Below are 26,788 nucleotides of genomic sequence, written 5' to 3'. Positions count from 1 at the left end.
GGCCGGTTACGCCCCGCCACCGCCGCGGAAGTTCAGCAGGCTCGGGGCCTTGTCGATGATCTCCTCCAGGATCAGGGAGGCGGTCTCCAGATCGCGCTCCAGGTCCGCGCCGAGCTTGCCGGCGTAGGTGGGGCGCTTCAGCTTCTCGTGGGCGTCGTGCAGGCTGCGCAACTCCGCCACGAAGATCTCGCGGGCGCCCATCGGCAGGATCGGGTTGGCCGACAGCACGAAGAAGAAGCGCATGCTGGCCCGCACCAGAAGGGCCAGCATCACCGTGTCCAGCCGCTCGAACTGGTCGCGCAGATCGTCGGAGCGGGTGTCCACGAGGTTGCGCAGCCGCTGCTCGATCAGGATGACCAGCGCCTGGAACTCGCCCACCTTGTCGCGGAACTCGCGGTAGGCGCCGAAGCTGTGCTTGCTCGCCTCATGCTCGGCCAGCTGGGCGAGCTTCGACGCCTCCCGGCACTGGCGCTCCAGCGCGGACAGCAGTTCCTTGACCTCGGCGCGGGTGTATTGGCGCTTGCTCATGACGGCGGAGAGACCCTTCGACGCGACGGCCAGCCCTATAGCACGAAGACGGCCGCCGGTCACCGGGACGCTTCACCGCCGAGACGCAACGGCGGCGGGTCAGTGGTCCGCCGCCGCCGGCTTGCCGCCCGGACGCCGCACCAGCGGCATCAGCAGAAGCCCGGCGAAGAACACGCCGGCCATCAGCAGCAGGCAGTCGTTGAAGGTCAGCACCATCGCCTCGCGCTCGACCATGCGGGCCAGCGTCTTGACGGCGGCGGCCTGCGGGTCGGCGACCAGACCGTCGAACCGGGACGCCAGCCCGTCCAGCGTCTCCTGCACCAGCGGGCGGGCGAGGTTCAGGTTGTCGCCCAGCCGGTTCATGTGCAGGGCCGACCGCTCCAGCAGCACGGTGTTGATCGCCGCCAGACCGATGGCGCCGCCCAGGTTGCGCATCAGGTTGTAGAGGCCCGACGCGTTCTTGAGCTGCTCCGGCGGCAAGGTGCCGAGCGCGATGGTGTTCACCGGGATGAAGCAGAGCATCAGCGACAGGCCGCGCACCGCCTGCGGTAGGAACAGCTCCCAGAAGCCGGACTGGTTGGTCAGGTGGGCGTTCAGCCAGACGCCCGTCCCGAACAGGCACAGCCCCATCGCCAGCATCACCCGCAGGTCGAGCTTCTTCGACAGCGCGCCGGCGATCGGCGCGGACATGAACTGGAAGGCGCCGGTCACGAACATGATCATGCCGATCTGCAGGCTGTTCAGCCCGCGCACCCGCGCCAGGAACAGCGGCTGCAGATAGACCGCCCCGTAGAGCCCGATGCCGATGATGAAGCTGTAGAGCGAGCCGATGGCGAAGTTGCGGTCCAGGAAGGCGCGCAGCTCGACGATCGGGTTGCGGTAGGTCAGCACCCGCCAGAAGAAGCCGACGGCGGCCACCGCGGCGACCACGGCGAAGATCGCCACATACTCGTCCTGGAACCAGTCCTGGCGCGGGCCCTCCTCGACCACGAACTCCAGGCTGCCGAGGAAGGCGGCCATCAGCCCCAGGCCGATGAAGTCGAAGCCCTTGCGCAGCGCCGGGTTGGGCTTGTCCACGTCGACCAGCGTCCAGACCAGCGAGGTCACGGCGATGCCCGGCAGCACGTTGGCCAGGAACAGCCAGTGCCAGGAGAAGCTCTGGGTCAGCCAGCCGCCCAAGGTCGGGCCGAGCGTCGGCGCCATGGTGGCGACCAGACCGATCATCACCGACACGCCGGCCCGCTTTTCCGGCGGGAACAGGGAGAAGCTGGTGGCGAAGACGGTGGGGATCATCGCGCCGCCGATGAAGCCCTGCAGCGCCCGCCACACGATCATCGATTCGATGCTGGAAGTGAAGGCGCAGGCGACGCTGGTCAGGGTGAAGCCGGCGGCGGCGATGGTGAACAGGACGCGGGTGGAGAGGATCCGCGCCAGCATGCCGGACAGCGGGATCATCACCACCTCGGCGATGAGGTAGGAGGTCTGCACCCACGAGATCTCGTCGGCGCTGGCCGCGAGGCCCGCCTGGATCTCCGACAGGGAGCTGGAGACGATCTGGATGTCCAGGATCGCCATGAACATGCCGACGACCATGGACAGGAAGCCCAGCCAGTCGCGCGTGGTCACCGGGCGCGGCCCGGCGCCGGGCCCTGCGTTGGGCCCTGCGTTGGAAGGGGAAGGGGCCGCCGCGCCCCGGCCCGCGGGGGGCGGGGGAGCGTGGAGCCGGGACGCGGCGGTCTCGCCACCCGCGCCCGCCGGGGGATTGGCGGCGCGGGCGGTGGGCGTGTCGTCGTTGGTGATGGCGGTCATGGTCGCCCTCTCCAGGACGAAAAAGATTGGAAGGACGGGGACTGCCGGAGGGCGCGGTTACTTCGACGCGACCGCCCGCCCCGGAACCAGCGCGCCCATGACGGTGCCCGCGTTGTGCGGCTGCTCCTCGGCGCCGCGGGTGTCCACCTCGGCGACCACCGACAGGCCGGGGCGCAGCAGGCCGGACAGCGCGCTGTCGCGCGGCAGGGCGATGCGCACGGGGACGCGCTGGACGATCTTGGTGAAGTTGCCGGTCGCGTTCTCCGGCGGCAGCAGGCTGAACTGCGAGCCCGACGCCGGGGCGAAGCTCTCCACCCGGCCGAGCAGGTGCTTGTCCGGATAGGCGTCCACCTCCACCGTCACCGGCTGGCCGGGGCGCATGCGGGCAAGCTGCGTCTCCTTGAAGTTGGCGACCACATAGACGTCGGGCAGCGGCACCAGCGACAGAAGCTGCACGCCGGGACGCGCGTACTGGCCGACCTGGACGCCGCGGTTGCCGACCACCCCGTCCACCGGGGCACGGATGACCGTGTTGTTCAGATCGTTGCGCGCGGTCTGCAGGGCGGCTTCCGCTTGGCGCAGCCGGGCGTCGGTCTCGCTGCGGCTGGCGTTCAGCACGCCGACCTGATCCTGCTCCGCGACCAGCGCGGCGCGGGTGCGGGCGGTCTCCGCCGTCGCCTTGCGCAGGTCGGCGTCGGCCGTCTCGAACTTCTGGCGGCTGGCCCAACTGTCGCTGGCCAGCGCGCGGGTGCGGTCGAAATCCTGCTGGGCGCGGCGCTGCTCGGCCTCGGCGCTGGCGACCGAGGCGGCGGCTTGGTCGATGATCGCCTTCTGGAGCTGCAGCTTGCTGTCGATGGTGCCGAGCGCCGCCTTCTGCGCGGCGACGTTGGCCTCCGCCTCCGCGACCTTGGCGCGGAAATCCTGGTCGTCGAGAACGGCGAGCACGTCGCCTTCGGTCACCTGCTGGTTCTCCGCCACCCGGACGTCGCGCACATAGGCGGACACCTTGGGGCTCACCACCGTGATGTCGCTGTGGACATAGGCGTTGTCGGTCGACTCGAAGAAGCGGCCTTCGGTCCACCACTCCCAGCCGGCGTAGCCGCCACCGGCCAGCGCCGCCACCGCCACACCCGACAGAACGATCTTCCGCACGGCCTTGACCATCGTCTTGCAACCCACCCGTTTCGGTTCGTCCCTGGTCTGGACCGGCCTGCCCGCCGCGCCGGAACTGAACCGTTCAGTTTAGTCTTGCGAAAACATGATCGCGGGCCTACCTGTTGTCAAGAGTGAACTGAACGGTCTAGTTTTAACGTTTGGGATTGTGGTTGAATGCGGAACACGCTACGGCAGCGGGGACTCGGCGCACGAAGTCCCGCAAGCACCGTCGGCACCGTGGTAAAACAGGGCGCAGGGCCGGTTGCCGGACACCCGGCTTCAGGAGCACCGGTTTCAGGATACGAGGAACGCATGAGCACGCTGGTCGCCCCCACCCCGGAGGCAGGATCGAAGCCCGCGCAGATCCTGGAGGCCGCCGGAAAGCTGTTCCTGGACCATGGCTACGGCGCCGTCAGCATGGACGCCATCGCCAAGACGGCCAACGTGTCCAAGGCGACCCTCTACGCCCATTTCGGCAGCAAGGACGAGCTGTTCCGCGTCATGGTCGCCCGCGAATGCAAGGGGCACGCGATGGCCGCCGTCTGCGAGGAGGCCCGCGCGCTCGACATGGCCGACGGGCTGCGCCTGATCGCCCGCCAATTCGTGACGATGATCCTGTCGCCGCAGGCGCTGGCCGGCTACCGCGTGGTGGTCGGCGAGGCGCACCGCTTCCCCGAGCTGGCGAGCGCCTTCTACGAGGCCGGCCCGGCCCGCACCATGGAACACATCAGCGCCTTCATGACCGACCTCGACCGCCGCGGCCTGCTGCGCATCCCCGACCCGCAGCTCGCGGCGGAGCAGTTCGTCGGCCTCGTCAAGTCGCACACGCACCTGCGCTTCATGCTGTGCCTGTCGGAACGCCCGACCGAGGAGCAGCTGACCCGGATCGTCGACGGCGCGGTGTCCCTGATCATCCGGGGCTACGCGCCATAACGGGCCTGCGCTCGGCTCCCTCCTCAGTGACCGCCGTCGAAGGTGATCATGACCTCCTGCACCCCGGCGGCGTCCGCCTGGACATCGCGGAAGGTGGCGATCTCACCGGGAAGGATCTGCGGCGGCACCGGTTCGACGGTCCAGTTCCGCAACGGCTGACGGTCGGCGCCCAGCGCGGTGACCCGCAGCGCCGGCACCGTGCGCAGCGTCTCGGAGACGTTGACGATCTGCCCCTCCACCAGCAAAGCGGCCTTGCCGTCCTCGGCCTTCTGTTCCGAGCGTACGTTCTGAAGCTGGAGGCCGTTGCCCGGCGGTTCCACCGGCAGGCCGACCGTCTCGTAGAACAGCGCGGCCGGAGGCCACAACCGCACCACGGTGGCGCGGCCGAAATAGCCGGCGGCGCCGATGGCCAGCAGAACCGCCAGGAAGCTCCCCCAACCGACCAGCGCCCGGCGCCGCGCGCCGGGGTCCGCCGGGGTCTTGGCCGGTGCCTTCGCCTTGGAGGACGGCGTCTTGGAGGATGGCGGCGGGACCGGGTGGAATTCGGTCACCGCGTCGGGATGGAAGACGGGATCGTCCTGCGGCGATTGCCACCACATGTGGCCGCATTGGGCGCAACGCACCTTCCGGCCCTGCGGACCAACCGCCGAATCGGCAAGAGTGTACCGTGTGTCGCAGGCCGGGCAGGTGATGATCATTGATGCCGATCGTTGTCACCGAATTTGCAGACTGTCCTTATAGGTAGTCATGGAGTGTGAAGCAAGGAACGCACGGGCGCCGCGCGCGGCCGCTCCAACCAGGGCAATGGGCGCGGCAAGGCGGACAGCGGTGGACGCGCCGGCCCCTGCCGGTGCATTGTCCATCCGCGCACCCGGCGGGACGCCGCCGGGGCCTTCCGTTGCGCCTTTGGTGGGACCGTGATCCGTTTCGAGAATGTGGGACTGCGCTATGGCACCGGGCCGGAGGTGCTGCGCGACATCAGCTTCACCCTGCCGCCCGGCTCGTTCCACTTCATGACGGGGGCGAGCGGGGCCGGCAAGTCGTCGCTGCTCAAGCTGATGTATCTGGCGCTCCGCCCGTCGCGCGGGCTGGTCACCCTGTTCGGCAAGGACATGGCGCGGGTCAAGCGCGCCGACCTGCCGGCGCTGCGCCGCCAGATCGGCGTGGTGTTCCAGGACTTCGCCCTGCTCGACCATCTCTCGGCGCTCGACAACGTGGCCCTGCCGCTGCGCATGGGCGGCGCGCGCGAAGCGGACGTGGTGGAGCACTGCACGGAGATCCTGCGCTGGGTGGGCTTGGGCAACCACCTGAACTCCCTGCCCTCCACCCTGTCGGGCGGGCAGCAGCAGCGCGTCGCCATCGCCCGCGCGGTCATCAACCGCCCCCGCCTCCTGCTGGCCGACGAGCCGACCGGCAACGTGGACGACGGCATCGGCATGCGCCTGCTCTATCTGTTCGAGGAGCTTCACAAGCTGGGCACCACCGTGGTCATCGCCTCGCACAACGAGGCGCTGATCCGCCGCTTCGAGCACCCGCGCCTGATGCTGGAGAACGGGCGCCTGCACGTCCTGCCGGCGCATGCCTCGCGCTGGGCCTGAGACGGGTGCCTGAAAAGATGGGGGAAGGAGACACGCCATGGCCCTGCCGCCGCTGACCCGCCGCAACTCCGACCTGCCGCTGGCGAAGGACCCGACCTCGCGCTTCCTCATGGGGTTGACCGCGCTGATGGTCTATCTGGCGGCGCTGGCGCTCGCCGGAGCCCTGCTCGTCTCCGACATGACCCGGCGCTGGGACAGCGGCCTGGCCGGCGGGCTGACCGTGCAGGTCATGCCGCTGCCCGACAGCGCCCACGCCGCCCCGCTGGAGGAGCGGACGGAGGCGGCGCTGACCGTCCTGCGCTCCACCCCCGGCGTCGCGACCGCCAGCCTGCTGTCCAGCGGCGACGTCGGCCGGCTTCTCGAACCCTGGCTGGGCAAGGAGGCCGCCGATCCGCTGCTGCCGATGCCGCGGCTGATCGACGTGATGACCAACGGGCCGGTGGACACGGCGGCGCTGTCCGCGCGCCTGACCTCCGCCGCGCCCGGCGCCACGCTGGACGACCACGCGGTGTGGCTGGCCGATCTGCGCCGCTTCGCCGGGGCGATGCATCTGGCGGCGCTGGGCATCGTCGCGCTGATCGGCGGGGCGGGCGTGATGGCGGTGGTCTTCGCCGTGCGCTCCGGCCTTGCCATCCACCGCCATGTGGTGGAGCTGCTGCACCTGATGGGGGCCACCGACCGCTACGTGGCGCGGCAGTTCGAATCGCACGTCATTGGCCTGACCCTGCGCGGCGGGCTGACCGGACTGCTGCTGGCCGCCGGCACGCTGGGCGGGATCGGCCACGCCGCCGCCGGGCTCCACGCCAGCCTGCTGCCCGACCTCGCCACCTCGCCCTGGTGGGCCGTCGCCGCTCTGGCCGCCGTGCCGCTGGCCGCCTGCCTGCTGGCCGCGCTGACCGCCCGCTGGACGGTGCTGCGCACGCTGGAGTCGATGCCGTGACCGCGTGCCCGACCCGTCCGTCTGGAGGCTGAGGGATGGCCCACTCGCGGCGCGCCCGGGTCCTGCGGGCTTTCCGACGCCTCCTGCTGCTGGCGATGCTGGGCGGGCTGGCCTGGCTTGGCGGGCTGTTCTGGTTCGCCGCGTCGATCCCCCGCACCCCGCCGCCGCCCGGCAGCGCCGAGGCCACCCGAAGCACCGACGCCATCGTCGTGCTGACCGGCGGCAGCGGCCGGCTGAGCACCGGGCTGGAGCTGCTGGCCGACGGGCGGGCGCAGCGCCTGTTCGTCTCCGGCGTCTACGAAGGGCTGGAGGTGCAGGAGCTGCTGAAGCGCTCCCGCCAGTTCCCCGGCGAGATGGAATGCTGCATCACGCTCGGCTATTCGGCGGACAGCACGATCGGCAACGCCTACGAGACGGCGGACTGGCTGCGCGCCCAGGGCTACGGCTCGATGCGGCTGGTCACCGCCAATTACCACATGATGCGCAGCCTGCTGGAGTTCCGCATGGTGATCCCGGAGGTCGAGGTGGTTCCCCACCCCGTCGCCTCCCCCAACGTCCATCTCAACGACTGGTGGCTGTGGCCGGGCACGGCGAATCTGCTGATGACCGAGTACAACAAGTACATTGTGACGCGGCTTCGCTACACGCTTGAGAAGCTGATCGAATCCTGACAAGTTCCCGGCCATGATCTTCCTGCGCTCCCTCGCCTTCAACGTCGCCTTCTATGTGTGGACGGCGGTCATCTGCGTCGGCATCCTGTGGACGCTGCTGCTGCCGCGGCAGAGCATGATCCGCGTGGTCACGTGGTATTTCGGCACCGTCGCGTGGCTGGAGCGCACGATCGTCGGCATCCGCTACGAGGTGCGCGGCCGCGAGCATGTTCCCCGGAGCGGCTCCTTCCTGCTGGCCGCCAAGCACCAGTCGGCCTGGGAGACGATGAAGCTGCACTTCCTCGTCAACGACCCGGCGATCATCCTGAAGCGGGAGCTTCTGTGGATTCCCATCTGGGGCTGGTACGCCGCCAAGGCCAAGATGATCGCCGTGGACCGCGGCGCCAAGGGCCGCGCCGTCGCCTCGATGGTCCGCAACGCCCGTCCGGTGCGCGACGAGGGCCGGCCCATCGTGATCTTCCCGCAGGGGACGCGGGTCGCCGTCGGCGCCTACCGGCCCTACCGGATCGGCGTCGGCGTGCTCTACGACAACCTCGGCATTCCCATCGTGCCGATGGCGCTGAACGCCGGCCTCTATTGGGCGCGCAACAGCTTCATCAAGCGGCCCGGCACCGTGATCGTCGAATTCCTGCCCCCCATCCCGCCCGGCCTGGGCCGCGCCAAGGCCATGAAGGAGCTGGAGGAGCGGCTAGAGACGGCCACCGACCGTCTGGTCGTCGCCGCGGGCGGCCCGGCCACCGTGCGGCCCAAGGCGACGGACGCGGCCGCCGCCCCGGTCAGGGAAACCGCCACCTGATGCGCCGCGGCGCGGCCGTCGTCATCCTCGCGGGGTTCGCCCTGTCGATGCCGATGGCAACGGCCGCACAGGCCCAGTCGCAGCCGAGCGCGGAACGTTTCTCCAACGCCGCGGTGGCCGAGGGCGTCACCATCGCCCGCGGGGACTGCGCCGCGCTGGAGGCCCAGGAAACCGCCGCCTGGGTCGAGGTGGACGGGCGCGGGGAATGCCTGCGCTACTACGCGGCAGGCCTGCGTCCCGCCCCAGGCCCCAACCCCATCGCCGCGGCCTGGATGCATGGCGACATCATGGGGACCAAGCCGACCTCCGTCGGCCACCAGGAGGGGCTGGGCGTCGCCGCCATGATCGACCAGGAACGCGCCCTGGCGGAGCGGTTCGGCATCCCCTTCCTGTTCCTCGCCCGGCCGGGCGCCTATGGCAGCTCCGGCCGTTTCTGGACGACGCGACACACGCCGCGCGAGGCGGCCCTGATGAACGCTCTGCTCGACGTCCTGAAGGCCCGCTACGGAGTGGCGGCATGGGCGCTGGGCGGGCACAGCGCGGGCGGCACGCTGACCGCGGAGTTCCTGGCCCGCCGCCACGATCTGCGCTGCGCGGTCATTTCCTCCGGCGCGCCGGCCTACCGGGCCTATCTGGAGGCGCGCGGGCTGCGGACGGCGCTGGCCCGCCCGCAGGGTTGGTTCGACCCCGCCGACTCCCTCGACCGCATCCCGCGCGATCCCAAACGCCGCGTCTTCGTCATCGGCGACCCGCGCGAGACCAACATCCCGTTCGACACCCAGCGCGGCTATTTCGAGGCACTGGCGGCGCGCGGGCATGCGGCGTGGCTGGTCCCGCTGGAGCGGGCGCCCGCCCCGCGCCGTCACAGCCTCGTGGACTTCGGCGAAACCGCGCTCGGGCTTTGCGGGTCCGGCACCGACACCGGGCGGATCCTGGCGACTCTCAAGGCCATGCCGGACCAGCGGGACCGCATCAGCAACTGACCGGCGGAACGCAAGAAGAACAGCCGGGTTGACCCCAGGAAGGGTGGCTCCTACTCTTCGGACAGTGCTGTCGGCGGGCCGGCGCCATGGACCGGCCGGCCGCGTGGAGGGAGGATGCATGACGGGGATCGCCGCCATTTCCCAGCGGATCTGGGACATGAAGTACCGCTTCAAGTCCGCCGCCGGCGATCCCATCGACGACACCATTGCCGACACCTGGCGGCGCGTCGCCACGGCGCTCGCCGCGCCCGAGGCCGATCCGGCGGTGTGGGCGCCGCGCTTCGAACGGGCGCTGTCCCGCTTCGAGTTCCTGCCCGCCGGGCGGATCCTGGCCGGGGCCGGCACGGGCCGGGCGGTGACGCTGTTCAACTGCTTCGTCATGGGGCGGATCGAGGACGATCTCGGCGCCATCTTCGCCCACCTGCGCGAAGCGGCGCTGACCATGCAGCAGGGCGGCGGGATCGGCTACGACTTCTCCACGCTGCGGCCCAAGGGCGCCTTCGTGAAGGGCGTCGGCGCCGACGCCTCCGGCCCGCTGTCCTTCATGGACGTGTGGGACAGCATGTGCCGCACCATCATGTCGGCGGGCGCCCGGCGCGGCGCGATGATGGCGACCCTGCGCTGCGACCATCCCGACATCGAGGATTTCATCGACGCCAAGCGCGAGCCGGGCCGGCTGCGCATGTTCAACCTGTCGGTCCTGGTCACCGACGCCTTCATGGACGCCGTGCGGGAGGACCGGCCCTGGCCGCTGGTCTTCGACGGCCGGGTCCACCGCGAGGTGCGGGCCCGCGGCCTGTGGGACCGCATCATGCAGGCCACCTACGCCTACGCGGAACCGGGCGTCATCTTCATCGACCGGGTGAACGGGCAGAACAACCTGGGCTATTGCGAATCCATCTCCGCCACCAACCCCTGCGGGGAGCAGCCGCTGCCCCCCTACGGCGCCTGCCTGCTCGGCTCGATCAACCTCGCCGCCCTGGTGATCGACCCGTTCGAGGAGACGGCCCGGCTCGACACCGACCGGCTGAAGGAGCTGACGGCGCTCGCCGTGCGGATGATGGACAATGTGGTCGACGCGTCGCGCTTCCCACTGGAGGCACAGGCGCGGGAGGCCCACACCAAGCGCCGCATCGGGCTGGGCGTCACCGGGCTGGCCGACGCGCTGATCCTCTGCCGTGCCCGTTATGGCGGCGAGGCGGCGGTGGCGCTGACCGAATCCTGGCTGAAGACCATCCGCAACGAGGCTTACCGGGCCTCCGCCCGGCTGGCCGCCGAGAAGGGGGCCTTCCCGCTCTATGACCGCGACGCCTATCTGGACGCCCCGATGGTGCGCGGATTGGACGAGGACGTGCGCGCCCTGATCGCGGAGCACGGCATCCGCAACGCGCTTCTGACCTCGATCGCGCCGACCGGCACGATTTCGCTGTTCGCCGACAACGTGTCGTCGGGGATCGAACCGGTCTTTTCCTACAGCTACGAGCGCACCGTCCTGATGCCCGACGGCACCCGCCGGACGGAGGAGGTGAGCGACCACGCCCACCGCCTGTTCCGCGCGCGGTTCGGAGCCGACGCTCCCCTGCCCGACTATTTCGTCGACGCCCAGTCCCTGGCCCCGGCGGAGCATGTGGTGATGCAGGCGGCGGCCCAGCGCCACATCGACAGCTCCATCTCCAAGACCATCAACTGCCCGGAGGACCTGCCCTTCGACGCCTTCAAGGACGTCTACTGGCAGGCCTATGAGCTGGGCTGCAAGGGCTGCACGACCTACCGCCCGAACGCGGTCACCGGCTCCGTCCTGTCGGTGAAGAAGGAGGCCGCCACTCCGCCCGCAACCCCATCCGCAACCCGGCCCCCCGATTCCGTCCCGACCCCGGGCGCCATGGCGGCCAAGCCGCCCGACCGTCCGGAGACCCTGCCGGGCGAGACCTACAAGGTGCGCTGGCCGGACAGCGACCACGCCATGTACATCACCATCAACGACATCGTGGAGAACGGGCGCCGCCGGCCCTTCGAGGTCTTCATCAACTCCAAGAACATGGAGCATTACGCCTGGACCGTGGCGCTGACGCGGATGATCTCCGCGGTGTTCCGCCGCGGCGGCGAGGTCGGCTTCGTGGTGGAGGAGTTGAAGGCGGTCTTCGACCCGCGCGGCGGCGCCTGGATGCAGGGCCGCTACGTGCCGTCCCTTCTGGCGGCCATCGGGGACGTGATCGAACGGCACCTCAAGGCGATCGGCATGCTGCCGGGCGACAGGGCCGCCGACGGGGCGTTGACCGCCTCGCAGCCCGCCGATTTGGGCACGGACGCCGTGGCCGCAGCCGGCGGAGGCGAGCCGGCCAACCTCCGGCAATGCCCGAAATGCGGCCAGCCCGGCCTGATCCGCCAGGAGGGCTGCGACGCCTGCCTCAATTGCGGCTACTCCAAATGCGGCGCGTGAGGGCGCTCAGCACCGCGACGGTTCGCCGGAAATCGGCGGCGCCGGCACGCAGGGCGCGTCGCCCCCGTTCCGGGTGACGGCCGGCGGCGCCGCGGCGCCGGACAGGAGGTCTTCGATGCCGACGCCCTTTGCGATGGCGATGCCGGGCGCCATCATCAGGGGCACCCAGATCACCGCGGACAGCAGGTTGGCGGTCTGGAAGCTGTGGTGCGGCATCGCCATCATCCCGGCGGTGATCGGCACCACCGGCCGCAGCGGCCCGAGGAAGCGGGCAAAGAAGACGCTCTTGCCGCCGTGGCGCAGGAAGAATCGGCTGCCCCGCTCCAGAAGCTCAGGCCGTTGGCGGAACGGCCAGACGACCGGGACCCGATCGCCGAACACCCGGCCGAGCCAGTAGGACACGGCGTCGCCCAGCACCGCGCCCAGCGCGAGGGCGACGTAGACCTGCCAGAAGCCGAGGGCGCCGGAGGCGACGAGCGCGCCTCCCGCGGCGATCAGCACCACGCCCGGCACCACGAACCCGACGAAGGCCAGGGACTCCGCGAACGCGCACAGGAAGAAGATCACCTCCGCCCAGGATGCGTTCGCCTCGATGAAGGCGCTCCAACGCTCCATGCCGTCGATCAGAACGTTTCTTGCTGCGTCGTTCATTCAGGTTCCCTGTGAGGCGGCTCGTCGGAGCGGACTGTGCCACAGATCGGCAGCGCCGTGCAGATCGATGGAAACCCCATTCCGCCTCACCGCACAGGAATCAGGGCGCGGCCTGAAGCCACTCGGCCAGCATCTTTTGCCCGGCCTCGCGCAATTCCGGGCCGATCCGCGCCGCTTGACCGCGCAGCACGCGCGGGTCGATGCCGGCCCCGGCCAGTTCGGCGGCATGGCCCGTCAGCCATCGCTCGATGCCGGCGGTCGCATCGACCTCCGGATGGAATTGCAGGGCCAGCGCGTGCCGGCCGACCGCGAATCCCTGGGTTGCGCAGAGTGGCGTCATCGCCAGGCTTTCCGCCCCGTCGGGAATCTGGAAGGCGTCCCCATGCCAGTGGAGCACCGAAACGCCCTCCAGATGGCGAAGCGGCCCGGCCCGTCCGGCATCGGTCAGGGTGAGCGGCCCGAAGCCGATTTCCTTGTGGCCCATGGGACGCACCGCCGCGCCGAGCGCCTTGGCGATCTGCTGCGCCCCGAGGCAGATGCCGAGCGTCGGGCGCCGCGCGGCCAGCCTTGCCGCCAGGAGCGCGGATTCCTCGGCGAGATACGGATAGGCGTCGCTGTCGTAGACCCCGACGGGACCGCCGAGGACGATCAGCAAATCCGGCTCCAGCGGATCGAGCGTCGCGAACGGCGCCGCGTCGAGATCATGATAGCGGACCGCGTAGCCGGCATCCGACAGCACCGCGCCGAAGATGCCAAGGTCTTCAAAATGGACATGCCGGATCGCCAGCGCCGATTTGTGCATGGGTCGCCTCCCGCTCCCGCACCGGGAACGTCGTGGATTGGTCGGCTCTCGGATACCAGACGAATGGCTCGCTGCGCCCAGCCATTTTCCAGCAACGGTCCAGACCAATTCTCCTTGTTCCGGAGGCCCGCCGACTTTACCGCTTCGTCGCCGCGCGGAACGCCTTCTCCAGCTTTCTGACCGCCGTCTCGATCTCAAAGGGCGTGTAAGCCGCGAAGCCCATCAGGAATCCGGCCCTACCGTCACCGGCGGCGTGCAGCGCCGACAGGCCGAGCAGTTCAATTCCGGCCCGCCGCGCCGCGTCGACGGCGGTGCGCTCGGCAAGGCCGCCGGTCAGCAGGCAGGGCATCTGCAGCCCGCCGATGGGCACCTGCGGCTCGACGAAGTCCGACAGGTGCTTGGCGACGAGACCCGCCAGTACGTCGAGCCGCTCGGCATAGACGCCGCGCATGGTTCGGACGTGCGCCCCGAAATGCCCGCCCTCCATGAAGCGGGCCAGCGTGAGCTGGGCCATCGGCGCCGTATGGCCGTCCAGCAGGGTGCGCGCCACCGTCATCGGCTTCACGAGCTGGGGCGGCAGCACGGCGTAGCCGATCCGCAGCCCGGGAAAGAGCGATTTGGTGAAAGTGCCGATGTAGATGGTGCGGCCATGCGGATCGAGCCCCTGGACGCAGGCCGTCGGCTTGCCCGCGTAGCGGAACTCGCTGTCATAGTCGTCCTCGATGATCCAGGCCTGATGCCGCGCCGCCCACTCGATCAGGGCGAGGCGGCGGTCCAGCGTCAGCGTCGCGCCGGTCGGGAACTGGTGGGACGGCGTCAGGAACACCGCCTTCGCCCGCTGCGGCGCGGCCAGGATCTGATCGACGACGATGCCCTGCCGGTCGACGCGGATCGGAACGCAGTCCAGCCCCGCCGCCTCGAACGCCTTGCGCGCGCCGTAATAGGCCGGGTCCTCCAGGAAAATCCCGTCGCCGGGGTCGAGCAGCATGCTCGCGCAGAGCGCCATCGCCTGTTGCGAACTGGTCAGCACCAGGACGCGGTCGGCGGTGGCGCGCGCGCCGCGTTCGAGGTTCACATAATCGGCAATGGCGCGGCGAAGCGGCTCCGTCCCCTGCGGGTCGCCGTGGAACAGGCTTTGCGCGCCGACCTCCTTGCGCACCTGCCGCTCCAGACGCTCCCAGAGCGCGAGCGGAAAGGTCCGGGTTTCCGGAACGCCATGGGCGAAGGGGCGCGGCGCCGGCATCTCGCGCACGCCGCCACCGTCGAACACCGCGGCCCCGCGCCGGCTGAGCGCCGGTGCCTGATCGCTCGCGAGCGTGTCGCGCCGGGACCGGCGGCCGGGGGCGAACTCGGTGATCTCCGCGACGAAGCTGCCGCTGCCGACGCGCCGGTCGATAAAACCTTCGGCGTGAAGCTGGGTGTATGCCGCCTCGATCGTGTCGCGCGACACCCCCAGCGAGGCGGCGAGCGCGCGCGAGGCGGGCAGCGGCTTGCCCGGCCCGAGCGCGCCGTCGACGATCAGTTGCCGGACGGCCCGCTGAATCCGCGCGTGGAGCGGCATCGCGGCGTGGGCGGGGTTGGCGATCCACGCCTTCACGGACTCGAGCTGGGAATGCCGGAACAAATGGTCTGGCCTTCTTCGGAAAAGCGGATGGGTACATCAGGCCATTGGCCGGGTAGTTGTCAAGGCCGCCCATCGCCCTTGCGGCTCGAACCGTCCGGAGGTCCCGCGCAGCCATGCCACCCAAGCCGAACCCCATCCGCCTCAACGATCTCACCCACCCCGTCGTGGCGGGGCTGATTTCCGTCATCGTCAACTACGGCGGCACCTTCATCCTGGTCTTCCAGGCGGCGAAGGTCGCGGGCCTCGGCCCCGACCTCACCGCCTCCTGGGTCTGGTCGGTCTCCATCGGCGTCGGGTTGACCGGGCTGTTCCTCAGCTGGCGCCATCGCGAGCCGATCATCACCGCCTGGTCCACCCCGGCCGCGGCGTTCCTCGTCACCGCGCTGGCGACGACGCCCCACGCCGAGGCGGTCGGCGCCTACATGATCTCGGCGGCAGCCTTCGTCGCGCTTGGCCTGTCGGGCTGCTTCGAGAAGGTCATCCGGCTGATCCCGCCCGGCATCGCCTCCGGCCTTCTCGCCGGCATCCTGCTCCCCTTCGGCATCGGGGCGTTCGGCGGCGCCAGCGTCGATCCGCTGCTGGTCGGCCTGCTGATCGTCGCCTACGTCGCGCTGAAGCGGTTCTCCGCCCGCTACGCCGTGGTCGGCATCCTGATCCTCGGGCTCGCCTTCCTGCTGACGCAGGGCCGCGTCGACCTGTCGGGGCTGTCGCTGGAGTTCGCCGCCCCGGTCTTCACCGCGCCGGCCTTCTCGCTGAACGCCCTGCTGTCGGTCGCGCTGCCGCTGTTCCTGATCACGCTGTCCGGCCAGTACATGCCGGGAATGCTGGTCCTGCGGAACGACGGCTTCACGACCAGCGCCAACCCCATCGTGACGGTGACCGGCCTCGGCTCGCTGCTCATGGCCCCGTTCGGCTCCCACGCCTTCAACATCGCCGCCATCACCGCCGCCATCGCGACCGGCAAGGAGGCGCATGAGGACCCGTCCAAGCGGTGGATCGCCGGGATCGCGGCGGGCGTCTTCTACGTGCTCGTCGGGGTGTTCGGGGTGACGCTGGCCGCCGTCTTCATGGCCTTTCCCGCGACCTTCATCACCGCGCTCGCCGGTCTGGCGCTGCTTGGGACCATCGGCGGCAGCCTGGCCGGGGCGATGGCCAACCCGGCGTCCCGCGAGGCGGCGCTGATCACCTTCCTGGCGTCCGCCGCGAACATCAAGCTGCTCGGCATCGGCGGAGCGTTCTGGGGCCTGCTGATCGGCCTCCTCGCCCACCTCGTCCTCAACGGACGCCTGCGCCTGCCCCGGCGCGCGCGCCGCGACGTGGCGGTGAGCGAAGGGGCGGCCACGTAACCGACCGTCAAGGCCCTCTGATCGGCTATCCCCGGGGCGACCGCTCGATCCCGGGGATGGTCGCGACCGCCTCCGCCAGGAACTCCACCAGCAGCCGGACCCGCGCGATGCCGGCCCGTTCCGGGACGATCAGCAGGTTGAGCGGCACGGCGGGCGGCGCGTGGTCCGGCAGGAGAACCTCCAGGCGACCGTCGGCGAGCAGGTCGTCCACCAGCCAGACATGGGCCGGGCCGATGCCGCGGCCGGCGAGGTAGGCCTCCCGCGCGGCGAGCCCGTGATCGACCCGCAGCCGTCCCCCCAGGGACACGGCGTGAAACGCGCCGTTCGGCCCTTCCAGAGTCAGCCGGTCGCTCCCCGCGATGTTCGACATGCGGACTCCGTCGAACCCAGCGAGGTCGGCCGGCGTCGTCGGCCGGCCGTGCCGCTCAAGACAGGCCGGCGACCCGACGAGCACACGCCGGCTCAGCCCGAGCGCCCGCCGCTTCAGGGAGCTGTCGGTGAGCGGTCCGAGGCGGATGGCGATGTCCACCCCGTCGCGCACGAGGTCGACGCGCTCGTCGGTCAGGCGGAGATCGACGGCAATGTCCGGATGGCGGTCCTGGAAGGCGAAGATCAGCCGGCTGATGTGCCGGACACCGAGCGCCGCCGTGCAGGACACGCGCACCGTTCCGGCCGAGGCGCGGCCGGTGTCGCGCGCCTCGTCGCCCGCCTGTTCGACGAGGCGCAAAATCTGGACGGCGTTGGCGTAGTAGCGCTCGCCCTCCGTGGTCAGCGTGACGCGCCGCGTGGTCCGGCTGAACAGGGCGACGCCCAACGCCTCCTCCAGCTCGCGGATGTGCCGGGTGACGCTGGACTGGCCGATGGCCATCTCGCGCGCCACCGCCGACAGGCTTCCCCGTTCGGCGACGCGGACGAAGGTCCGCATGCGGTCCAGCGTGACGTTCGATTGATCCATTTTACGGCAGAGTTCTATCCATTCACCTTGTCTACCGGATCAATTGCCGTCCGCATAGCTTGGAGCGCACATGCTTCGAGCGAACAGGTGCCTGTGATGAACGTGTTGATCGTCTTCGCCCATCCCGACCCCCGCTCCCTCAACGCCGCCCTGCGCGATGCCGCCGTCGCGGAACTGGAGGCGCAGGGGCACGCGGTGCGGGTGTCCGACCTCTACGCCATGAACTGGAAGGCGGCTGTGGATCGCGCCGACTTCCCCACGCTCGGCGAGGGGGAGCGCCTGAAGGTGGCCGCCGCCTCCGGCGCCGCCTTCGCCGCCGACGCGCTGACCGACGACGTGAAGGCCGAGCATGAGAAGCTGCTGTGGGCCGACGCGCTGATCCTGCAGTTCCCGCTCTGGTGGTTCACCATGCCGGCGATCCTCAAGGGCTGGGTCGACCGCGTCTACGCCTACGGTCTCGCCTATGGCGTCGGCGAGCACAGCGACCGCCGCTGGGGCGACCGCTACGGCGAGGGCCGCTTCGCCGGGAAGCGCGCCATGCTGGTTGTGACGACGGGCGGCTGGGCCGAGCATTACGCGCCGCGCGGCATCAACGGCCCGATCGACGACCTGCTGTTCCCGATCAACCACGGCATCCTGCATTACCCCGGCTACGACGTTCTGCCGCCCTTCGTCGCCTACCGGGTGGACCGCTTCGATGAGACTGGCTTCGCGCGGGCGGCGGAGCAATTGCGGGAGCGGATGCGCACGCTGGAGACGACGGCGCCGATCCCCTTCCGCCGTCAGAACGGCGGCGACTATGCGATCCCCAGCCTTGAACTCCGCCCCGATCTGGAAGCCCCCGGCGCGTCGGGCTTCGCCCTGCACCGCACCGCCTGAGAGCGCTTACAGCCGGATCAGGACGACACCAAGGACCAGGGAGGCGGCACCGGCCAGCCGGGTCGGGCTGATCGGCTGCTGCGGCAGGCCGAGCAGGCCGACATGGTCGAAGGCGAGCGAGCCGAGCATCTGGCCGACCACGATCAAAGCCAGCACCGTCGCCGCCCCCAGGCGGGGCACCATCAGGATGGCCGTCCCGATGAACAGCGCGCCGAACAGCCCGCCGGTCCAGGTGACCCACGACCCCACCCCGCCCACCGCTTCGGCGAGGCGGGGGCCGGGCGCGAGGAGTGCCACCGCCAGCATCGCCAGCATGCCGACGACGTAGCTGACGAAGCCCGCCCACCAGGGCGAGCCGAGGTCGGCCCTGAGGTTGGCGTTGAGGACCTGCTGCAACGCGACGCTGACCCCGGCGCCGATGACCAGGAGGTACGAGACGGCGGACACTGCGATGGACATGCCATGCTCCCAAGATTGCCTGTGGGCGATTACCTGTGGATGCGCCGCCGGACCCTTGTCCGTGCGGCGCTCTCGGGCGGATGGGTAGCAGGCGGAGCGGCGGCGGTCTGGTACAGATGTGACCTACCCGGCCCGGTAGCGGCCCGGCGTCACGCCGAAGGCGCGGCGGAAGCAGCGGCCGAGATGGCTCTGGTCGGTGAAGCCGGTGTCCGCCGCGACCGCCGCGATGGACTCTCCGGCGCGGAGCAGCAACCGCGCCTCGTTCAGCCGCTCCTGAAGCGCGAAGGCGTGCGGTGGAACGCCGTGGTGCTTGCGGAATCGGCGGGAATAGCCTTCGCGGCTCATCCCGGCGCGGCGGGCGGCCGCGCCGACGCTGTCCCACGCCTCGCCCCCCGTGGACGTGGGTGCGGCCCCCGGCCCGGTGCCCAAGGACCGGCAATGGTCCCCGGCGATCCGCGTCAGGTCGGTCCAGCCCAGTCCGCCCGTCCGCCGCCAGTGCCGGGCCAGCCCGGCGATCACGTCCGCCGCGGCGTGCAGGCCGGGCGGCGTGTAGAGGTTGACGCAGACGACCCCGTCCGCCCCGCCCAGCGAGCGATGGGGAAGGCCCGCCGGGATGTGCAGCCCCTCGCCGGGACCGGCTTCGCACGGTTCCCCCGCGATGACGAAGCGCCGCCGCCCCGCCAGGACGAAGGTCAGCTGATCCTCGCGGTGGAAATGCACCGGCAGGGCCACGTCGAGCCCGCGCACCGTCCCCAGCTCGACGATGCCGCCGCCGGCCGGACGCCAGTAGTCCCAGACAGGGTGGGAACGCCCGGCTGGGGTCTGCGTCACCGGAAGCGGCAGCGGCGTCATGACGGTGGCCCTTCCCATCGATCGGTTTCCGGACGGGGATTTTCGCATGGCGCCGATCTGGACTCCATTGCACCGCACATCCTGTGGCATAAGAGCCCCCGCCACGCCATGGGAACAACGCCGCAGGAACGCAGCCGCACATGATCCGCTTCGACAACGTCAGCAAGCAGAATGGTCACCGAATCCTCTTTCTCGAAGCATCGGCGGCATTGAACCGTGGTGAAAAGATCGGGCTCGTCGGTCCCAACGGGGCGGGCAAGACGACGCTGTTCCGCATGATCACCGGCGAGGATTTGCCGGACACGGGTCAGGTGGCGATCGAGAAGCAGGTGACCATCGGCTACTTCAACCAGGACGTCGGCGAGATGTCCGGCCGCTCCGCCGTCGCCGAGGTGATGGACGGCGCCGGCCCGGTCAGCACCGTCGCCGCGGAGCTGGCCGAGCTGGAGGCCGCCATGGCCGACCCCGACCGCGCCGACGAGATGGACGCCATCATCGAGCGCTACGGCGAGGTCCAGGCCCGCTTCGACGAGCTGGGCGGCTACGAGCTGGAGGGCAAGGCGCGCGAGGTGCTCGCCGGTCTCAGCTTCAGCCAGGAAATGATGGACATGGACGTCGGCAAGCTGTCCGGCGGCTGGAAGATGCGCGTGGCGCTGGCCCGCATCCTGCTGATGCGGCCCGAGGTCATGCTGCTCGACGAGCCGAGCAACCACCTGGACATCGAAAGCCTGATCTGGCTGGAAGGCTTCCTGAAGGGCTTCGAGGGCGCCCTGCTGATGACCTCGCACGACCGCGAGTTCATGAACCGCATCGTCAACAAGATCATCGAGATCGACAGCGGGTCGCTGACCAGCTACTCCGGCGACTACGGCTTCTACGAGCGCCAGCGGGCGCTGCGCGAGAAGCAGCAGGAGGCGCAGTTCGAGCGCCAGCAGGCCATGCTGGCCAAGGAGCTGAAGTTCATCGAGCGCTTCAAGGCCCGCGCCTCACACGCCAGCCAGGTCCAGAGCCGGGTGAAGAAGCTCGACAAGATCGAACGCTTCGAGCCGCCCAAGCGCCGCCAGATCGTGACCTTCGACTTCCCGCCGGCCCCGCGCTCGGGCGACGACGTCGCGGTGCTGAAGAACGTGCACAAGGGCTACGGCAGCCGGACCATCTACGAGGGGCTGGACCTGACGATCCGCCGCAAGGAGCGCTGGTGCGTCATGGGCGTCAACGGCGCCGGCAAATCGACGCTGCTGAAGCTGGTGGCCGGCGCGACCGAGCCGGACAGCGGCACCGTCACGGTCGGCGGCAGCGTGCGCATGGGCTATTTCTCCCAGCACGCCATGGATTTGCTGGACGGCGACAAGACCATCTTCGACTCGCTGGAGACCTCCTTCCCGCAGGCGAGCCAGGGAGCGCTGCGCGCTCTGGCCGGCTGCTTCGGCTTCTCCGGCGACGATGTGGAGAAGAAGTGCCGCGTCCTGTCCGGCGGCGAGAAGGCCCGGCTGGTCATGGCGATCATGCTGTTCAACCCGCCCAACTTCCTGGTGCTGGACGAGCCGACCAACCACCTCGACCTCGACACCAAGCAGATGCTGATCGCGGCGCTGGGCGCCTACGAGGGCACCATGCTGTTCGTCTCGCACGACCGCCATTTCCTGGCCGCCCTGTCGAACCGGGTGCTGGAGCTGACTCCGGAAGGCATCCACCAGTATGGCGGCGGCTACACCGAGTATGTGGCGAGCACCGGGCACGAGGCGCCGGGCATCCACTGACGCCGGCGCGTCCCGGCGGGAACGCGTGCGCCGCAACAAGCGGCTTGCGCGTTCCACCCCCTCCATGGACACTCGTTCCCGTGTCGTTCGGGCTGGTCTGCGCAACCATGGAGATTTTGGAATGGCAGGGTACGACAACGCCGACGGCCCCGCGGGGCTGGTCATCCGCCTGATCGACACCGCGGTGAAGGCCCTGGACGAGATGTCCGACGCCGCGGGCGAGATCGCCCCGGACGTCGGCAATCTGACGGACACGCTGGTCGCCGCCCAGCGCATCGCGGACCGCGCGTCGCAGGATTTGCAACGCCTGTCGCAGAAGCTGGCCGCTCGGTAGCGGCCGAGACGGTGCGGCGCCGCGACGCGCCGCACCGGTCCCCCCTTACCGGCGCTGACCGGCGGTGAAGGTGAAGTTGTCGAAGCTGTTCTCGGCGACGCGGAACCACAGGAATTCCTCGTCGCGGAACTTCTTCCACGGCTCGTAGATCTTGGCGAACTTCGGGTTGTTCTTGGCCGTCTCGTCGTACAGCTCGAAGGCCGCCTTGTAGCACGCCTCCATCACCTCGCGCGGGAAGGGACGGAGCTGGGCGCCGCCGGCCACCAGACGCTTCAGGGCGGCGGGGTTGTCGGCGTCATACTTGGCGTTCATGATCGCCAGCGCCTCGAAGCAGGCCGCCTCCAGGGCCGCCTGATAAGGCTTCGGCAGCTCTTCCCACTTCTGCTGGTTGACCAGAAGCGAGACGTTCAGGCCGCCTTCCCACCAGCCGGGATAATAGTAGTACTTGGCGACCTTGTTGAAGCCGAGCTTCTCGTCGTCGTAGGGGCCGATCCACTCGGCGGCGTCGATGGTGCCCTTTTCCAGCGACGGGTAGATGTCGCCACCGGCGATCTGCTGCGGCACGACGCCCAGCTTGGTCAGAACCTGGCCGGCGAAGCCGCCGATGCGGAACTTCAGGCCGCTCAGGTCCTGGACCGTCTTGATCTCCTTGCGGAACCAGCCGCCCATCTGGGTGCCGGTGTTGCCCGCCGGGAAGTTGACGACGTTGTAGCCCTTGAAGAACTCGCGCAGCAGCTCCATGCCGCCGCCCTGGAGAATCCAGGCGTTCTGCTGGCGGGCGTTCAGGCCGAACGGCACCGTCGAATCGAAGGTGAAGGTCGGGTCCTTGCCGACATAGTAATAGCTGGCGGTGTGGCCGCACTCGACCGTGCCGTTCTGCACGGCGTCGAGCACCTGGAGGCCGGGAACGATCTCACCCGAGGCGAAGGGACGGATCGTGAACTTGTTGTCGGTGATGGCGGCGACGCGGCGCGAAATCACGTCGGCGGCGCCGTAAATGGTGTCCAGGCTCTTCGGGAAGCTGGAGGCGAGGCGCCAATGCACCTCCGGCGTGCTCTGCGCGATGGCCGGAGCCGCCAGGGTGCTGGCCGCGACGCCGACACCGGCGCTGGCAAGGAATGAACGGCGTTTCATACGGGAAGTCCCCTCCTGTTCTTTTGTTCAGGAACGAACTTATCAGCGCCTTTCGAGCCCCCGCAAAAGGTTAGCCGTGCAATGGGCGAATAGCTTCCCCGACGAAATATATCGTGACAAATGGTTTGCGGTTGAAACCGTTGATTATGGCACCGCCAACCGGTGGTCGCGGAAGCGCCCATACGTGTAATGGGCGGCGCAGCCCCCCTCCGCCGACACCATGCAGGAGCCCATTGGGTTCTCCGGCGTGCAGACGGTGCCGAACAGCCGGCAATCGCTGGGCTTCTTCACCCCGCGCAGGATATCGCCGCACTCGCAGCCCTTGTGGTCGGGCACCGCGCGGCCCGGCACGGCGAAGCGCCGCTCCGCGTCGAAGGCGGCAAAACCCTCCTTCAGCCGCAAGCCGCTGTCGAGAAGCGCACCGAGGCCCCGCCATTCGAAGCTGGACCGCACGTCGAAGGTCTCCGCGACGAGCCGTTGGGCCTTGCGGTTGCCGTCCGGAGTGACCGCGCGGGTGAACTGGTTCTCCACCGCCGCCCGCCCTTCGTTGACCTGCCGGATCAGCATCAGGATGGCCTGGAGCACGTCCAGCGGCTCGAACCCGGCGATCACCACCGGCTTGCCGTAGGACTCCGCGACGAACTCATAAGGGCGGCTGCCGATGACCACCGAGACGTGGGCCGGCCCGACGACGCCGTCGAGCGGCAGCGTGCCCATCTCCCGCACCTCCGGGCTGTCCATGATGCCCCGGATGGCCGCCGGGGTCAGGACGTGGTTGCAGAAGACGCTGAAATTCCGCAGCCCCCTGGCCCGGGCGGCGTGGACGGCCACCGCGGTCGGCGGCGTGGTCGTCTCGAAGCCGATGGCGAGGAAGACGACCTCGCGGTCCGGGTTCTCCTCGGCGATCCGCAGGGCGTCCATGGTGGACAGCACCATCCGCACGTCCGCCCCCTCGGCCTTGGCCTTCAGCAGGCTGACCCGCCCCGACCCCGGAACGCGCAGCACGTCGCCGTAGGTGCACAGGATCACGCCGGGCTGGCGCGCGATGGCGATGGCGTCGTCGATCCGCCCCACCGGCAGGACGCAGACCGGACAGCCCGGCCCATGGATCATCCGCACATTGTCCGGCAGCAGGTCGGGGATGCCGTAGCGGGACACCGCGTGGGTGTGGCCGCCGCAGAACTCCATCAGGTGAAAGGTCCGCCCGGTCGCCGCCTCGCGCGCGATGGCGGCGGCGATGCCGCGGGCCAGTTCCGCGTCCCGGAATTCATCGACATACTTCATCGCCCCCGCCCCTTCGGCCTGCCGTGGCGGCATTTGGACAGCGGCGGGGAGGGCTGGCGTTGATGCGGATCAAGAATGGGGCGCGGCGGGGCGGCCCCGTGCCGTCCCCGCCGCGGAGCGCCCGTGCGCCGGCGCCCTTACTTGGAAGCGCCCATCATCGGCAGCGACAGCTCCGGCCCCCGCCCCGAATCCTCGATGGCGATGGCGGAGGAGCCGGGGGAGCCCAGAGCCACGCTCACCGGACGCCCGTTGTTGTGGTTCTTCCACATCTCGTAGAGCGCCAGCGCCGCGTAGATCTTGGCCTCGCGGCTGGTGTTGTAGAGCCATTCCTGGGTGGGGATGACGCGCAGCGCGCCGTTGCCCGATTGCTCCACCTTCTCCGCGAAGCGGTAGCCGAGCTGGTTGTTGATGCCGGCCAGCAGCCCGTCGAAGCCCGAGGAGATCCGTCCGAACCCGGCGTCCGACGCCGCGGACGACGCGCCGCCGAGCGTGCTGGGCGTCTGCCGCTTCACGAGGTCGCCGAAGACCCAGCCCTCCTCGCCGGTGCGCATCGAGCGCACGCCGATCCAGTTGCCCTCCTGCTTCAGCTCGATCACCTCGTCGCCGCGAGTGACCGTGGAGCGGACCGAGGCGTTGTCGGACGGGGCCGCGCGCAGGTTGACCTTCTCGCCGGTCACCGTGTGGATGTCGCCGGGGGCCGCCGCCGCGGGCAGGGCCAGCGCCGCCGCCACGCCGAGGCCGGCCAGGGTTCCGAGCAAACTCGTCGTCATCCGAGACATGTGCATTCTCCCGCAGAACGCGCGCATCGCGCGCCGTTTTCCCTACAACAGGCAAAGGCGGGGTATGCTCCATGGACAGAGGACGGGCGGGCGGAACTACTCGAAAGACACACGCAGGGGGCTGTCCCCGGCGGACCAGACGCCGCGGTCGACGGCACGGGGGCCCTCGAAGACCAGCCAGCTCTGCCGCCCGTAATGGGGCAGCGGACGCAGCAGCGCCTGAAGCGCCGTCGCGTCGTCCGCCGCCACCGCCAGCAGCGGGCGGCCTTGCGCGGTTCGCGCGGTCCACACCCGCGCGGTGCCGCGCCCCTTCAGGCCGTCCGGAACCGGCGGCAGGCCGAGCCGGGCCAGCAGCCGCTCGACCTCCCCCGCCGTCCCGATCACGGCGAGCGGTGCGGCGGGATCGGCGCGGTCGGCCGTGGCGATGCGCGGTTTGCCATCGGCCAGACGCTCGGCCAGCGCGCGGGCGGCCTCGGCGGCCGGACCGTCGGCGGCGATGACCGTGGCGGCGGCATGGTCCAAGGTCACGTCGCGCAGGATCGGCGGCGCCTCCCCCGCCGCCAGACGGCGGAACAGGCCGAAGCCGGGATCGACCGCGAGCGCCCGCGGCGGCGGCGCGGTCCGGATCGTCGCCGTCGTTTCGCGCCCATCGAGGCGGACGTCGTGGCGTTCCGTCCCCGCCGCGGTCCGCACCTCCACGGGCACGGTCAGGCCATAGGCCGGCTCGCCCTGGCGCAGGGTCAGCGTCACGCCGCCGCCATCACCTTTCGCTTCCACCAGCTCCAGCGTCGGCGCCCCCACGCGGGTCAGCCATTGCGCGAAGAAAGGGCCAAGCTCCCGTCCCGACGCCGCCGCGAAGGCCCGGCGCAGGTCGTCCCACCCCGCATCCTGGAAGCGCTTTTCCTCCCAGAAGCGGCGGATTCCCGCATCGAAGGCGTCCGCCCCGATCTCGGCGCGCAGCATGTGGAACAGCATCGCCGCCTTGCCGTACCCGACGATCTGGGCGGCGTCGTGGACCTTGGCGCGGAAGTCGGTCAGGGCGGAATCGCGCTCCGCCGGCAGGGCGGCGTAGTCGCGCAGCCAGTCCAGCCGCATCGCCCGCGCCGCGTCCTCCCCGCGCGCCTCCGCCGCCGCGTAGTCGGCCATGAAGGTGGTCAGCCCCTCCGACCAGTTGCCGGGCCATGTGCCGCCCTCGCCCGCGCGCACCCCGTTGCCCCACCAGTTGTGCAGGATCTCGTGGGGCAGCGACTGGGCGCGGATGAAGGGCAGCGGCATCACCTGACGCCCGATGTAGGTCAGCCCCGGAAAACCCAGCCCGACCGGCAGCGGCGCCGACAGGATGGCGAAGCCGGCGAAGGGGTAGGCGCCGATCCGCGCCGCCTGGGCGTCGATGGTCCGGGCGCTGAGGTCCAGATACTCGTCCGCCAGCGCGGCCTGCTCCGGATGGAAGTAGGTGCGCAGGCGCAAATCCCCGTGCATCCGCTCCGTCACCTGCCACGCCCCGGCGAAGAGCGACGGCTCCTCGACGCTGCGCTCCTCCGTGAAGGTCGCGGCGTAGCCGGAGCCGTCGCGCGTCTCCTCCACCAGCCGCCCCGTCGCCACCGCGACGAAGGGCGCCGGCACCCGGACCGACAGGCGCCAGGACGGCGGTTCCGTCCCAGCGTCACCCTCGGGGGTCGGAATCCAGCCCGTGCCGGCGGGCAGATAGGCGCCCTCCGCCCCACCGCCGCCGCCGCGCGACTCCGGCGTCAGGGGCGGCAGGGTTCCGGCGTAGCGCAGGCGAAGCTCGCCGCCGCCTGCCGGAACGGTCACCGGCAGGGCGTTGCCGCGCACCGCGACCGGCTTGCCGTCCAGCCGGGCCTCGCCGACCGCCAGCCCGGGCGCCAGCAGCAGCCGGTGCGCCCCGGCGGGCAGGCGCAGCCGGTCCTCGACCTCCAGCCGCCGTGCGGCGGGGTCGAGCGTGACGGTCAGGTCATGGTGCAGGCCGGCGGCCCAACCGGGCGCGGCGGCAAGGACGCCCAGAAGGGCGAGGAGGAGGGTGCGCATCGCTCAGCAATATATGCCTTGGGCTGCGCC

General features: G+C 70.2%; 25 protein-coding genes. 11 read left to right on the top strand and 14 right to left on the bottom strand.

Annotated features, from left to right (window positions below):
- Window positions 1–6: 6 nt before the first annotated feature.
- The 3 genes from ABVN73_RS14390 to ABVN73_RS14380 all read right to left on the bottom strand — a co-directional run bounded on the left by ABVN73_RS14390 (window position 7) and on the right by ABVN73_RS14380 (window position 3,489).
- Window positions 7–528: a hypothetical protein gene (locus ABVN73_RS14390; RefSeq protein ID WP_353860346.1), complete on the bottom strand. Its 522-nt coding sequence runs from the start codon at window positions 526–528 to the stop codon at window positions 7–9.
- Window positions 529–627: 99 nt separating this feature from the next.
- Window positions 628–2,337: a DHA2 family efflux MFS transporter permease subunit gene (locus ABVN73_RS14385; RefSeq protein ID WP_353860345.1), complete on the bottom strand. Its 1,710-nt coding sequence runs from the start codon at window positions 2,335–2,337 to the stop codon at window positions 628–630.
- Window positions 2,338–2,394: 57 nt separating this feature from the next.
- On the bottom strand, window positions 2,395–3,489 hold the full coding sequence (locus tag ABVN73_RS14380) for an HlyD family secretion protein (protein ID WP_353860344.1): 1,095 nt from the start codon (window positions 3,487–3,489) through the stop codon (window positions 2,395–2,397).
- A 315-nt stretch (window positions 3,490–3,804) separates the two neighbouring features.
- Here ABVN73_RS14380 and ABVN73_RS14375 point away from each other — a divergent pair, with 315 nt between their 5' ends.
- Window positions 3,805–4,425: a TetR/AcrR family transcriptional regulator gene (locus tag ABVN73_RS14375; protein ID WP_353860343.1), complete on the top strand. Its 621-nt coding sequence runs from the start codon at window positions 3,805–3,807 to the stop codon at window positions 4,423–4,425.
- 23 nt (window positions 4,426–4,448) lie between these two features.
- Here the strand turns inward: ABVN73_RS14375 and ABVN73_RS14370 are convergent, their stop codons facing one another.
- Window positions 4,449–5,123 carry a zinc-ribbon domain-containing protein gene (locus tag ABVN73_RS14370; RefSeq protein ID WP_353860342.1) on the bottom strand — a complete coding sequence of 225 codons (675 nt, stop codon included), beginning with the start codon at window positions 5,121–5,123 and terminating at the stop codon, window positions 4,449–4,451.
- Window positions 5,124–5,342: 219 nt separating this feature from the next.
- On the opposite strand from ABVN73_RS14370, the gene ftsE reads away from it, so the two are divergent.
- From ftsE to ABVN73_RS14340, 6 genes are all read left to right on the top strand, one after another.
- On the top strand, window positions 5,343–6,023 hold the full coding sequence (ftsE, locus tag ABVN73_RS14365) for a cell division ATP-binding protein FtsE (RefSeq protein WP_353860341.1): 681 nt from the start codon (window positions 5,343–5,345) through the stop codon (window positions 6,021–6,023).
- A 37-nt stretch (window positions 6,024–6,060) separates the two neighbouring features.
- Window positions 6,061–6,963, top strand: a complete 903-nt coding sequence (locus tag ABVN73_RS14360; RefSeq protein WP_353860340.1) for a hypothetical protein — start codon at window positions 6,061–6,063, stop codon at window positions 6,961–6,963.
- Window positions 6,964–6,998: 35 nt separating this feature from the next.
- Window positions 6,999–7,634, top strand: coding sequence for a YdcF family protein (locus tag ABVN73_RS14355; protein WP_353860339.1), 636 nt, complete (start codon window positions 6,999–7,001; stop codon window positions 7,632–7,634).
- A 13-nt stretch (window positions 7,635–7,647) separates the two neighbouring features.
- Window positions 7,648–8,430 (top strand): lysophospholipid acyltransferase family protein, encoded by a 783-nt coding sequence (locus ABVN73_RS14350; protein WP_353860338.1) that lies wholly within the window; start codon window positions 7,648–7,650, stop codon window positions 8,428–8,430.
- The gene (locus ABVN73_RS14345; protein ID WP_353860337.1) at window positions 8,430–9,413 is read left to right on the top strand and encodes an alpha/beta hydrolase; all 984 of its coding nucleotides are present in this window, start codon (window positions 8,430–8,432) and stop codon (window positions 9,411–9,413) included. The genes ABVN73_RS14350 and ABVN73_RS14345 overlap by 1 nt, the downstream gene beginning before the upstream one ends.
- A 118-nt stretch (window positions 9,414–9,531) precedes the next feature.
- Window positions 9,532–11,853, top strand: a complete 2,322-nt coding sequence (locus ABVN73_RS14340; RefSeq protein ID WP_353860336.1) for an adenosylcobalamin-dependent ribonucleoside-diphosphate reductase — start codon at window positions 9,532–9,534, stop codon at window positions 11,851–11,853.
- Between the two features lie 6 nt (window positions 11,854–11,859).
- On the opposite strand, the gene ABVN73_RS14335 is transcribed toward ABVN73_RS14340, so the two are convergent.
- The 3 genes from ABVN73_RS14335 to ABVN73_RS14325 form a co-directional block, all read right to left on the bottom strand.
- Window positions 11,860–12,504, bottom strand: a complete 645-nt coding sequence (locus ABVN73_RS14335; RefSeq protein WP_353860335.1) for a DedA family protein — start codon at window positions 12,502–12,504, stop codon at window positions 11,860–11,862.
- 100 nt (window positions 12,505–12,604) lie between these two features.
- Entirely contained in the window at window positions 12,605–13,306 is a 702-nt protein-coding gene (locus ABVN73_RS14330) for a glutamine amidotransferase (RefSeq protein WP_353860334.1), read from the bottom strand.
- 136 nt (window positions 13,307–13,442) lie between these two features.
- A complete protein-coding gene (locus ABVN73_RS14325; protein WP_353860333.1) occupies window positions 13,443–14,930 on the bottom strand; it encodes a PLP-dependent aminotransferase family protein in 1,488 nt (495 codons plus the stop codon).
- Window positions 14,931–15,043: 113 nt separating this feature from the next.
- Between ABVN73_RS14325 and ABVN73_RS14320 the strand changes: the two genes are divergently transcribed.
- Complete coding sequence (locus tag ABVN73_RS14320; protein ID WP_353860332.1) at window positions 15,044–16,276, top strand: benzoate/H(+) symporter BenE family transporter; 1,233 nt, start codon at window positions 15,044–15,046, stop codon at window positions 16,274–16,276.
- Between the two features lie 25 nt (window positions 16,277–16,301).
- On the opposite strand, the gene ABVN73_RS14315 is transcribed toward ABVN73_RS14320, so the two are convergent.
- Window positions 16,302–17,231: a LysR family transcriptional regulator gene (locus ABVN73_RS14315; protein ID WP_353860331.1), complete on the bottom strand. Its 930-nt coding sequence runs from the start codon at window positions 17,229–17,231 to the stop codon at window positions 16,302–16,304.
- A 96-nt stretch (window positions 17,232–17,327) separates the two neighbouring features.
- Here ABVN73_RS14315 and ABVN73_RS14310 point away from each other — a divergent pair, with 96 nt between their 5' ends.
- Window positions 17,328–18,110 (top strand): NAD(P)H-dependent oxidoreductase, encoded by a 783-nt coding sequence (locus tag ABVN73_RS14310; RefSeq protein WP_353860330.1) that lies wholly within the window; start codon window positions 17,328–17,330, stop codon window positions 18,108–18,110.
- 6 nt (window positions 18,111–18,116) lie between these two features.
- Here the strand turns inward: ABVN73_RS14310 and ABVN73_RS14305 are convergent, their stop codons facing one another.
- Together ABVN73_RS14305 and ABVN73_RS14300 are read right to left on the bottom strand one after the other, a co-directional pair.
- Window positions 18,117–18,569, bottom strand: coding sequence for a DMT family transporter (locus tag ABVN73_RS14305; RefSeq protein ID WP_353860329.1), 453 nt, complete (start codon window positions 18,567–18,569; stop codon window positions 18,117–18,119).
- Between the two features lie 123 nt (window positions 18,570–18,692).
- Window positions 18,693–19,421: an AraC family transcriptional regulator gene (locus tag ABVN73_RS14300; protein WP_353860328.1), complete on the bottom strand. Its 729-nt coding sequence runs from the start codon at window positions 19,419–19,421 to the stop codon at window positions 18,693–18,695.
- A 140-nt stretch (window positions 19,422–19,561) separates the two neighbouring features.
- On the opposite strand from ABVN73_RS14300, the gene ABVN73_RS14295 reads away from it, so the two are divergent.
- Entirely contained in the window at window positions 19,562–21,181 is a 1,620-nt protein-coding gene (locus ABVN73_RS14295; protein ID WP_353860327.1) for an ABC-F family ATP-binding cassette domain-containing protein, read from the top strand.
- A 121-nt stretch (window positions 21,182–21,302) separates the two neighbouring features.
- Window positions 21,303–21,515: a hypothetical protein gene (locus tag ABVN73_RS14290; RefSeq protein WP_353860326.1), complete on the top strand. Its 213-nt coding sequence runs from the start codon at window positions 21,303–21,305 to the stop codon at window positions 21,513–21,515.
- A 45-nt stretch (window positions 21,516–21,560) separates the two neighbouring features.
- Here the strand turns inward: ABVN73_RS14290 and ABVN73_RS14285 are convergent, their stop codons facing one another.
- The 4 genes from ABVN73_RS14285 to ABVN73_RS14270 form a co-directional block, all read right to left on the bottom strand.
- Window positions 21,561–22,649, bottom strand: coding sequence for a TRAP transporter substrate-binding protein (locus ABVN73_RS14285; RefSeq protein ID WP_353860325.1), 1,089 nt, complete (start codon window positions 22,647–22,649; stop codon window positions 21,561–21,563).
- A gap of 144 nt (window positions 22,650–22,793) precedes the next feature.
- Window positions 22,794–23,933, bottom strand: a complete 1,140-nt coding sequence (gene hypD / locus ABVN73_RS14280) for a hydrogenase formation protein HypD (protein WP_353860324.1) — start codon at window positions 23,931–23,933, stop codon at window positions 22,794–22,796.
- 137 nt (window positions 23,934–24,070) lie between these two features.
- Window positions 24,071–24,703: an SH3 domain-containing protein gene (locus ABVN73_RS14275; RefSeq protein WP_353860323.1), complete on the bottom strand. Its 633-nt coding sequence runs from the start codon at window positions 24,701–24,703 to the stop codon at window positions 24,071–24,073.
- 105 nt (window positions 24,704–24,808) lie between these two features.
- Complete coding sequence (locus ABVN73_RS14270) at window positions 24,809–26,758, bottom strand: M1 family aminopeptidase (protein ID WP_353860322.1); 1,950 nt, start codon at window positions 26,756–26,758, stop codon at window positions 24,809–24,811.
- Window positions 26,759–26,788: the final 30 nt, after the last annotated feature.

The sequence above is a fragment of the Azospirillum formosense genome (genome assembly GCF_040500525.1).
Taxonomy (GTDB): Bacteria; Pseudomonadota; Alphaproteobacteria; order Azospirillales; family Azospirillaceae; genus Azospirillum; species Azospirillum formosense_A.
Note: the sequence above shows the minus strand (reverse complement) of the source record. Positions and strands in the feature narration are given on the sequence as shown.